The 8726-nt window shown below is 39.2% G+C and carries 10 protein-coding genes; 4 read left to right on the forward strand and 6 right to left on the reverse strand.

Annotated elements, in window-relative coordinates:
- Positions 1-164 precede the first annotated feature (164 nt).
- The 4 genes from ACFQ1G_RS05180 (at position 165) to ACFQ1G_RS05195 (ending at position 2509) form a co-directional block, all read left to right on the forward strand.
- The gene (locus ACFQ1G_RS05180; RefSeq protein WP_380737284.1) at positions 165-848 is read left to right on the forward strand and encodes a TIGR02117 family protein; all 684 of its coding nucleotides are present in this window, start codon (positions 165-167) and stop codon (positions 846-848) included.
- Between the two features lie 111 nt (positions 849-959).
- Positions 960-2018 (forward strand): class I fructose-bisphosphate aldolase, encoded by a 1059-nt coding sequence (locus ACFQ1G_RS05185; protein ID WP_380737286.1) that lies wholly within the window; start codon positions 960-962, stop codon positions 2016-2018.
- A gap of 26 nt (positions 2019-2044) precedes the next feature.
- Positions 2045-2179, forward strand: a complete 135-nt coding sequence (locus tag ACFQ1G_RS05190; protein ID WP_380737288.1) for a hypothetical protein — start codon at positions 2045-2047, stop codon at positions 2177-2179.
- Between the two features lie 156 nt (positions 2180-2335).
- Positions 2336-2509 carry a hypothetical protein gene (locus ACFQ1G_RS05195; RefSeq protein ID WP_380737289.1) on the forward strand — a complete coding sequence of 58 codons (174 nt, stop codon included), beginning with the start codon at positions 2336-2338 and terminating at the stop codon, positions 2507-2509.
- A gap of 3 nt (positions 2510-2512) precedes the next feature.
- On the opposite strand, the gene rimO is transcribed toward ACFQ1G_RS05195, so the two are convergent.
- From rimO to ACFQ1G_RS05225, 6 genes are all read right to left on the reverse strand, one after another.
- Positions 2513-3865: a 30S ribosomal protein S12 methylthiotransferase RimO gene (gene rimO / locus ACFQ1G_RS05200; protein WP_380737291.1), complete on the reverse strand. Its 1353-nt coding sequence runs from the start codon at positions 3863-3865 to the stop codon at positions 2513-2515.
- 228 nt (positions 3866-4093) lie between these two features.
- Positions 4094-4795 carry a DUF6090 family protein gene (locus tag ACFQ1G_RS05205; protein WP_380737293.1) on the reverse strand — a complete coding sequence of 234 codons (702 nt, stop codon included), beginning with the start codon at positions 4793-4795 and terminating at the stop codon, positions 4094-4096.
- Positions 4796-4949: 154 nt separating this feature from the next.
- A complete protein-coding gene (locus tag ACFQ1G_RS05210; RefSeq protein WP_380737295.1) occupies positions 4950-6641 on the reverse strand; it encodes a MutS-related protein in 1692 nt (563 codons plus the stop codon).
- A 98-nt stretch (positions 6642-6739) separates the two neighbouring features.
- On the reverse strand, positions 6740-7627 hold the full coding sequence (locus tag ACFQ1G_RS05215) for a tetratricopeptide repeat protein (protein WP_380737296.1): 888 nt from the start codon (positions 7625-7627) through the stop codon (positions 6740-6742).
- Positions 7628-7694: 67 nt separating this feature from the next.
- The gene (locus tag ACFQ1G_RS05220; protein WP_380737297.1) at positions 7695-8159 is read right to left on the reverse strand and encodes a DUF423 domain-containing protein; all 465 of its coding nucleotides are present in this window, start codon (positions 8157-8159) and stop codon (positions 7695-7697) included.
- A 151-nt stretch (positions 8160-8310) separates the two neighbouring features.
- Positions 8311-8726, reverse strand: a 416-nt coding sequence (locus tag ACFQ1G_RS05225) for a GNAT family N-acetyltransferase (RefSeq protein ID WP_380737299.1), incomplete at its 5' end; no start/stop codon positions are given.

Consider the following 8726-nt stretch of genomic DNA (forward strand, 5'->3'; position numbering starts at 1 on the left):
ATGAAATCTTACTTAATGCACATTAAGCTCATCAAAACTATTGATTTACCCGGGCTTATATGTAAACAGAAAATTACCAAATGTTTAATTTCAAAACTTAAAGTCATTTCTTTAAAGGATTAAAAAATCATACCTTCAAAATATAATTTAATAGCGCTCTTAGCATGCATGAGATCTTTTTTCGAATTTTAATATTTCTTCGTAATGGGCTATTAGCACTGTTAACTATCACCATCCTCTACCTCGCCGTGGCTATTGCGTGCTCTGCCATTCCAGTTAATACTTCCCAACCCGAAGCTGGCGATATTACAATCTATCTACGCTCGAACGGAATGCATACTGATTTCATTTTCCCAATTGAGAATGAAGTATTTGACTGGAAAGACTATACAAGACCCGAACATACACTCTCAAAAAGGTCAGATTTTAAATATGTTTCCTTCGGATGGGGAGACCTGGAGTTTTACGAACACACTCCGGAATGGTCAGACGTACGATTCCCGGTAGCCTTTCAGGCTGTTTTTCTTCGGAAGCAATCTGCGCTTCACGTAGAATTCCTGCCCGCTTTAAACTTTGAACGCCCAATTATTCCAGTGGAGATCACAAAGGAACAGTACAGGGAACTTTCAGATTTCGTGAGGCAGAGCTTTCAAAAAGACCTTTCAGGAAATGTCACGCCGGTAAAAGAGCTGCACTACAATTTCAATGACGTCTTTTACCTCGCCAACAGATCCCTGAATTTATTCTACACCTGCAATACTTGGGTGAACGACGGCCTTAAAAAATCAGGTTTACGAGCCAGTCTTTGGACGCCTTTTGACGAAGGCATCTTCTACCAGAACCGCTGATTTTATGCTTTTTTTAATAAATCAGCTTTCTAATTTACTTCTTAATTTGCTTAACTTCAGCAAACTCCCCCCTCAAAAAGGCAGCTTACTCATTAACCTAAAACCACATTTATGAGACTAATTGAGAAGATAAGGGAAACTCTTGGAGAAGATGCTTCTTCCCTCCTGGAATACAAAAGCACTAAAATCCCAAAAGAAAAACTTACTATTCCCGGGCCTCATAGCGCTGATTATTTTATTGAAAGTGATCGCAGTCCTCAGGTCCTAAAAAGTCTAAACCAATTGTACAACCACGGAGAACTTGGCGGTACAGGCTACTTAAGTATTCTGCCTGTTGACCAAGGAATAGAACATACCGCTGCGGTTTCCTTTTATAAGAACCCCGATTACTTTGATCCCGAAAATATCATCAAACTGGCTATGGAAGCAGGTTGTAACGGAGTAGCTTCCACCTTTGGAGTTCTTGCCATGCATGCCCGGAAATATGCTCACAAGATCCCTTTCATAGTAAAGATCAATCACAACGAGCTATTGACCTACCCTAATAAATATGACCAGATCCCCTTCGGAAGCGTTCGGGAAGCATGGGATATGGGTGCCACCGCCGTAGGAGCAACCATCTACTTTGGCTCAGAAGAAAGCACCAGACAGATCCAGGAAATAGCCGCGGCTTTTGAAGAAGCTCATCAGTTAGGTATGGCGACCATCCTGTGGTGCTACACCCGAAATTCAGCCTTCAAAAAAGATGGTACAGATTACCATTCCGCGGCCGATCTTACCGGACAGGCCAACCATCTTGGAGTGACCATCAAAGCGGATATCATAAAACAAAAACTTCCGGAGACAAATTATGGCTTTCGCGATATAGGTTTCGGAAAACAAACTGAGGATATGTACCAAAAGCTTACCACAGATCATCCAATAGATCTTTGCCGTTTCCAGGTAGCGAACTGCTATATGGGTAAAATAGGCCTGATCAATTCCGGAGGTGGTTCCCAGGGAGATTCAGATTTCAAAGCTGCGGTAAAAACCGCGGTGATCAACAAACGCGCCGGCGGCTCCGGTCTCATTATGGGCCGTAAGGCTTTCCAGAGACCCTTAAAGGACGGGGTGGAAATCATAAGAAGCGTCCAGGAAGTCTACCTGGAACCCGAAGTCACGATCGCATGACATAAAGACTCTGTCTAACAAGCGTCATGCTGAACTTGTTTCAGCATCTTCTCCTGACAAATGGCGCCCCTGAAACTCCCGAAGCGTCGGGACAGGGTGACGGTAAACAATCAAATAGGCGTCATGCTGAACTTGTTTCAGCATCTTCTCCTGAAGAATAGAGACCCTAAAACTGCCGAAACGTAGGGACAGGGTGACGGTAAACGATCAACCGAACGTCATGCTGAACTTGTTTCAGCATCTTCTCCTGAAGAATAGAGACCCTGGAACTGCCGAAGCGTCGGGACAGGGTGACGGTGAACAATCAATCGAACGTCATGCTGAACTTGTTTCAGCATCTTCTCCTGGCAAATGGAGACCTCGAAACTCACGAAGCGTCGAGACTGGGTGACGGTAAAAGAACCTCACAGGTTTTGAAAACCTGTGAGGTTTATAAAAAAATAAAGGCCGTAAAAATCAAATTTTACGGCCTCTTTTATAGTTTACTGTAATGACTAAACAGTTCTGACTTTAAGTTCCTTTCGTGCCGGTTTTTCAACATTGGCGTTAACAGGCTCCCCATACAAGTCAAAATCGGCGGCTTCTGTGATCTTCACTTCATAGAAATCACCTGTCTTTAGATAGATCTTTGTAGCGTCTATCAAGACTTCATTATCAACATCAGGAGAATCAGATTCGGTTCTACCCACATAATATTCGCCTTCCTTGCGGTCTATAACCACTTTGAAGGTTTGTCCTATTTTCTGCTGATTCAGTTCCCAGGAGATCTGAGACTGGATCTCCATGATCTCATTGGCTCTCTCCTGCTTTACCTCCTGCGGCACATCGTCTTCCAGGTTGTATGCATGCGTATTCTCTTCGTGTGAGTAGGTAAAACAACCAAGGCGTTCAAAACGCATGTCTTTTACCCATTGCTTCAGTTCCTGGAAATGTGCTTCGGTTTCTCCGGGATAACCCACAATAAGCGTCGTTCTAATTGCCATTTCAGGAACCCTGCTTCGGAATTCCTTGATAAGGTTCGTGGTCTTTTCATGAGTAGTTCCACGACGCATTGACTTCAGAAGATCATCTGAAATATGCTGCAACGGAATATCCAGGTAATTACAAACCTTCGGCTCACGCTTCATCACGTCCAGGACATCTAACGGGAATCCTGTTGGGAAAGCATAATGCAGCCTGATCCATTCGATTCCCTCAACCTTCACCAGGTTCTCCAGAAGCTCAGCCAGATTTCTCTTTTTATAAAGATCAAGACCGTAATAGGTAAGGTCCTGGGCGATCAATATCAATTCCTTCACCCCTTGTGCAGCAAGGTTTTTCGCTTCGGTAACAAGATCTTCAATAGGTGTTGATCTGTGCTTTCCTCGCATTAGCGGAATAGCGCAAAATGAACACGGCCTGTCGCAACCTTCAGCGATCTTAAGGTATGCATAGTTCTTCGGCGTGGTAGTTAATCTTTCTCCTACCAGTTCGTGCTTGTAATCTGCTTCCAGGGCGGCAAGTAATTCGGGTAATTCGGTAGTTCCGAAGTATTGATCCACATCAGGGATCTCCTTTTGAAGGTCTGGCTTATAGCGCTCACTCAAACATCCGGTCACAAAAACCTTATCCACTTCTCCCTGCTCCTTGCGTTCTACGTATTCTAAAATGGTATTAACCGATTGTTCTTTCGCATTGTCAATGAAACCACAGGTATTGATCACCACGATATTCCCTTCCTGCTCATGCACCACATCCTTGTCATTCGCTTTCAGCTGGCCCATTAAGACCTCACTATCATAGACATTCTTACTGCAGCCAAGGGTTACAACATTGATCCTGTTCTTCTTTAACGACTTCGTTCTCATACAATTATTTTCTTATTCCCCCTTTCAACTGTTTCAAATAAAAATATCAAAAAGGGGTGCAAAGATACGATGTTATCTTCAGAATAAAACATTTGGGCAAAGAGTTTGAAAATGAAGGTCACCGCTAATTAGCCATTTAGATTTTAAAGCAGGTCCAAAAATGGCATTTTTGAGAGGCGTCCTGTTGCCGGTGATATAAAATGTTGCCGGGAAAATAGACAGGGACACCTACTTTGCTTCCATCTTATCTTCCACAATTATTTTATCAATTTCAATTTTCGCTATTTCTAACTGATCCCTGTACCATTTTAATTGTACATAATGATGGTACAGGTCATCAAGAAATTCAGTTAATTGTTCAGGTTCCATATCGCGAAAGGATCCCGTTCTTCTTTCGTAACTGTACTTCTTACTTATGAAGGACCACCTTTCGTCCAGAATTCGGCCGTTATCAATTAATCTGTCATAGATGGAATTATATAATTTGATCAATTTATTTGATAATTCCTTATTTCTGAAATGAGTGAATTGATTACCAGATACCGCTGACTGATAGGAGCCCAGGATTGGATAGAATGTGCGGTTAGCTGTAAAATAAACCTGAAAGATAGAGTCCAGTGCTTTTCTATCATTCCGGTAAAGATCTAACAGATCCCTGTTCAAAGTATCATAAGCTTCGATTTTGGGTTCTATTGTTTCTATTATGCGTTGAATGAAGGCTCTATCCTGTTTTAGATCATTTTTTACGCTGCTAATGAATTCCTTTTCTTTTTCGTACTGTATCCTTTTTTCGTTCCAATTATTGATTTGAAGGGCAATTAGAATACCTATCACAACCAGAACGGTTTCTCCAAGAGCATATTTAAGGTACCTCCTGGTTTTTCCTTCTGAAAGTAATTTGCGCCTAATTATTCTAAAGAAACTAATCATTAGAGCATAGTTTATTTAAAGATATGATTTTTAAGTGTTTAACTTGTTTTAATAATGAAGTACAAGGTTTCCGGTTATGGCAAGTAGCGGGAGTAAGTACGCAGACCCGATAGCTATCGTGATGTAGGCTTAACCATTTTCCCGGTTTTAAATATTATACTTTTTTGGTAATATCCGTTATTTGCGATGAATCGTTTTTGGCGATAGTCTTTTTGCTGCTACTCTTTGAATGGTCTATAATCTCCAAAGGATAATCATACAACTCTAAGATCTTTATAGCATTTCCACTTTTTGGTTTCCCTGGCTTGATCTTGTGGTCAAAAATTAATTGATCATTTTCAATGGTTTCCGAAAAATGATACAAGTCAAAATTTTCCTGTTTTAATAAATCTGTGAGTTCTAAATCATGTGTAGAAACCATAACAATATGGTCCCTTTTATTTAAGTAAGATAAGATCGATTTTCCAGCAGCAATTCTCTCTACTGTATTGGTTCCTTTAAATAACTCATCTAATATAAACAGGCAACTATTCTTTTCTTTTGAAGCATCTATCAATTCTTTAATCCTCACCACTTCTTCTAAATAGTAACTCGTATTATTAATTAGATCATCTGAAATCCTAATTGATGAATAGATCTTGAAAAACGGAGTTTCTAACTTTTTAGCAAAGCAAAAATTTAATGTTTGTCCTAAAATTGCATTAACGCTAAAGGTTCTTATGAAGGTTGTTTTACCAGACATATTTGATCCGGTTAACAGCAAACTCCTGTTCTCTAATATTAGACTATTAGGTATACAACTTTCAATTAACGGATGATATATTTCTTCTGCAAACACTTCTTTTTTGCTTGTAAAACCGGGTTTGCAATATTTGCTATTGTTTGTCTGCACCGACGCACAAGATATAGCAGAATCAATTTCACCAATGAAGAGAAAAAGTTCTTTTAAGTCTTCTTCTTTATTTTCTAAGGACTTTTGAAAACTGTAAAAAAGTATTGGCTCTAAATTGAAAGTGATCTTAATAATTTCTGATATGAACCAAAATAAAAGAGCATATTCACTATCCAGCTTTTTCTCCCACTCAATAAATCGAATTTTTGATAAGATTGATCTTACATTCTTTAGGTAATTAAGATCTTCATAGAAGGATCTAATCTCTTCTGAAGAGCTCAAATTCCTGGCTACATGATAACTCGTTGCCAATTGGCCCACACCATTTAAATATAATTGTATCGAGGCCTTGTTTTTATAATGAAAAACGAGATTTATGAAAAAGATCGGGATTAAAAGCAGGAACCATGATGGATTGAAAAAGCTTAGAATAATAGAAGAAATCGCGGCTATTGACAGAAAACGGAAGAGCCATATTTTATCAGATTTTTCTACCCTTTGTGCACGAAAGATCTCTTCGAAATAATATGCTTTGTTAGATGAAAGTTTTGATAGTTCGAGCTGACATTTAACTCGCAAGGAATGGTCTGACTTAAATACTTCTGTAAGCTTTCCAAATCGTTCTAAGTCAGAAATACCAGTTATGGTTCTAAGTTTATAGTAAAGATATTGTTGTCCAATTTTTGAAGTAGTTCTATCTAAGAATGTGAAAACTTCATTCATATCCAGATCGACCCAGGTATTGTCAGATATTATCTGAAATACATTTTTAGGCGATCTGTGATTTTTAAAAAATTGATCGATCAAATCAAAATCGAGATACTTTTCATTTTTGGGTTTTCCCCAATCTTCTATTAATGCGTTTCGTGCAGCTTTTTTTCTCGCCTTCTTCAACCGGATACTAACAAGGTAGATTACAGTTAAAACTAGTACAGTACCTAAGATCCAGTTCATATAACAACGATGTTCATAATTAATAATTCTGGCTAACGTCTCCGGTTATAGCAAGTTGCACCTGCCTGTCGGCTGACAGGGAAGCAGGTCACCGTTAGTTATTTAATTTCCTGCAAAACCTCTTTTGCATTATCGTTATCCGGATTTAACTCAAGAGATTTTTGGTAAGCTATGACGGCATTTTCTTTGTCTCCCATTTTTAATAAACACTCCCCATAACTGTCATATGTATTATATGCCTCAGGGTATAGTTCGGTATTCAATTGGAATATTTTCAGGGCCTCTTCGTTTATGTCCTGACCCATTAATTGATAACCAAAGTTGTTCAATCCGTTTTCGGAAACATTGAATCCGGTGAGGGTTTCATCCTCATTTTTAATTAACTCAACAATCTGGTCGATCCCTGTTCCCGAATCATAGAGTACCACAAGCGGTTTCTGATTCATTCTTTTGACCTTTTCCTTTTGTTCTGCAAGGGTTTCCACTCCAAACTCCATCCTTTCGGCATCTGTGATCTTCGTGGTGTCCATTTCGGCTAGTTTCCAGGGCTCCCCGTTCTTTCTGTGATACTGGGTACCGTATATCTGGGGTTCGCCTATACTTAACAGATACCTGTCTGTCGCGGCGGCCAGTAGCCATTTATTTGCTGTAGAATCCAGCGCTACCGATCTTTCCATCAGTTTTACGGCCATTCCATAATCAACCGAATCCTTACCGTGCTGAAAAACCATCGCGGCATTCTTATAATCATTTGAAGTGACCACCTTATTCGAATCCAGCAGCTGGTGTACCCGAACGCGTCTCAGACTATCCCTTTTGGAAACCCGGGACCAGTCAAGATTGTCCGACCGGCGATCTCCCTGGTCGGCGGCATAGATCTCGGCAAGTTCCGCATTGTCCTTAATTGGTTCAGGTTGTTCCTGTTCCTTTTCCTGTTTACAGGACAGCATAAGAAGCATGGATAGTAAGCAAATGATCTGTTTCATAATATTTTTCAGTTTTTATTTTAGACGGCAAGTAACGGTTACGGTTATCGAAAATTGCGGACCTTTATCACTCTAATATCCCAGAGATCAAATTCTTATATTCCTGAACATGCTTATCAAAGTCCCTCCGCATGTGAATCCATAATAAAGATCCTATTACTAAAAGTAGTCCCCCGACAATGAACATATAGGTATTACTGGCAAATTTTAGGAATAACCCGGTAAACAAACTCAAGCCCAAAATAATATGTCCAAAGATCAATAATTTGGCTAATGGGTGGTGAGAAAAAGAAACTTCTACATCGGTCTCATTTTCAGCATCTCCTTTTAATATTTTCCCCTTGACAATTAGGTTATTTTGGGTGTTTATTTCAAATGGAAGGGAAAGCCGTTTGCGTATTTTAAATCTTACTGTATTCCGTTTATCAGAATTCATGTTTAAAACAAATCTATCAACGCCTCCAAGTGAGGATTCCAATTTCTCCCCCATCTCCTTAGGACCACTTGTTACTTTAAAATTCCAGTTTTTCATATAAAATAATTGGTGACGTCTCCGGTTAACGCAAGTTGCGGGAGTAGAGATGTGGACTGGTCGGCTTAACCATTTTCTTTCTTGGTTTCTAAAATCACACTTTTTCTCGAATACCCGGAATTTGAGATGAATCGCTGTTATAGCCAGTTATTTAGTTCTTAATATTGTTCCACTCATGTTTTAATACACTGTAGTAGATTGAGTCTCTTCTTCTTCCATTTGCTAGTAATGTGTGACTTCTTAAAATTCCTTCTTCTATAAACCCACTTTTCTTTAATCCTTTTCTTGCCGCAATATTTAATACATCTGTTTTACTTTCAACTCTTTCTAAATGAAGTTCCTCGAAACAATATTTTAATAGAATCAATTTTATGATTTGATTTATGCCGGTTCCTTGAATACTTTCTGATAACCAGGTCCAACCAATCTCAATTCTCTTATCTCGTGCGGAAAAGTTTCCTAGGCTTGTTGATCCGATTATTTTATCATTTTTTCTATCAATGATAGTGAAGGCTAATCTTTCTTCATTTTCAATTGATTTTATTGCAATTTTTATCCAATTTAAAA

Origin of the sequence: Salinimicrobium gaetbulicola (genome assembly GCF_042676025.1) — a bacterium.
Classification (GTDB): Bacteria; Bacteroidota; Bacteroidia; order Flavobacteriales; family Flavobacteriaceae; genus Salinimicrobium; species Salinimicrobium gaetbulicola.

Bases quoted from the DNA above. Each gene is read 5' to 3' on its own strand.
- ACFQ1G_RS05195 (WP_380737289.1), top strand. From the start codon at position 2,336: ATGCTGAACTTGTTTCAGCATCTTCTCCTGGCAAATGGAGACCTCGAA.
- ACFQ1G_RS05190 (WP_380737288.1), top strand. From the start codon at position 2,045: ATGCTGAACTTGTTTCAGCATCTTCTCCTGACAAATGGCGCCCCTGAA.
- ACFQ1G_RS05205 (WP_380737293.1), bottom strand. From the start codon at position 4,795: ATGATTAGTTTCTTTAGAATAATTAGGCGCAAATTACTTTCAGAAGGA.
- rimO (WP_380737291.1), bottom strand. From the start codon at position 3,865: ATGAGAACGAAGTCGTTAAAGAAGAACAGGATCAATGTTGTAACCCTT.
- ACFQ1G_RS05215 (WP_380737296.1), bottom strand. From the start codon at position 7,627: ATGAAACAGATCATTTGCTTACTATCCATGCTTCTTATGCTGTCCTGT.
- ACFQ1G_RS05210 (WP_380737295.1), bottom strand. From the start codon at position 6,641: ATGAACTGGATCTTAGGTACTGTACTAGTTTTAACTGTAATCTACCTT.
- ACFQ1G_RS05185 (WP_380737286.1), top strand. From the start codon at position 960: ATGAGACTAATTGAGAAGATAAGGGAAACTCTTGGAGAAGATGCTTCT.
- ACFQ1G_RS05180 (WP_380737284.1), top strand. From the start codon at position 165: ATGCATGAGATCTTTTTTCGAATTTTAATATTTCTTCGTAATGGGCTA.
- ACFQ1G_RS05220 (WP_380737297.1), bottom strand. From the start codon at position 8,159: ATGAAAAACTGGAATTTTAAAGTAACAAGTGGTCCTAAGGAGATGGGG.